The 648-nt window shown below is 39.0% G+C and carries 1 protein-coding gene; it reads left to right on the top strand.

Annotation, left to right across the window (positions count from 1 at the left end):
• A partial coding sequence (locus L4C33_RS22710; protein WP_489686460.1) for a carbohydrate kinase family protein occupies nt 1–547 on the top strand: 547 nt, incomplete at its 5' end.
• Nucleotides 548–648 lie beyond the last annotated feature (101 nt).

The raw sequence follows: 648 nt of genomic DNA, 5'->3' as shown, positions 1-648 counted from the left end.
GAATGAAGATGAAGCTGAAGCGTTAACGGGTGAAAGCGACCCTCTTGCAGCTTCAGATAAAGCGCTTGATTGGGTAGACCTTGTTCTTTGTACTGCTGGCCCAGTTGGTCTATTTATGGCGGGCTACACTGAAGAAGAAGCAAAACGCGAAACGTCTTTACCTTTATTACCGGGTTCTATTGCGGAATTTAACCGTTTTGAATTCAGCCGTCCTGCATCTCGTGAATTATGTATTAGCCCAATTAAGGTATATTCACATATAGCACCTTACATGGGTGGACCTGAAAAAATTAAGAATACTAATGGTGCAGGTGACGCTGCTTTATCTGCATTACTGCATGATATGGCTGCTAATAAATACCATAAAGAAAATGTACCTAATTCAAGCAAGCATCAGCACCCATATTTGACGTATTCTTCTTTCTCGCAAGTTTGTAAATATTCAAACCGTGCTAGCTATGAAGTTTTAGTTCAGCACTCTCCACGTTTATCTCGTGGTCTACCTGAGCGTGAAGATAGCTTAGAAGAAGCATATTGGGAGCGTTAAACCTATATATGAATCAGATGTAAAAAAGGCTCCTAAAATTAGGAGCCTTTTCTTTATAACTATTTTAATTATCGACATTAAACAGAATGATAGGCAAAAAT

Origin of the sequence: Vibrio makurazakiensis (assembly GCF_050337375.1) — a bacterium.
In the GTDB taxonomy this organism is placed as follows: Bacteria; Pseudomonadota; Gammaproteobacteria; order Enterobacterales; family Vibrionaceae; genus Vibrio; species Vibrio makurazakiensis.
The sequence above is the reverse complement of the archived record's forward strand: the minus strand, read 5'-3'. Positions and strand labels throughout refer to the sequence as shown.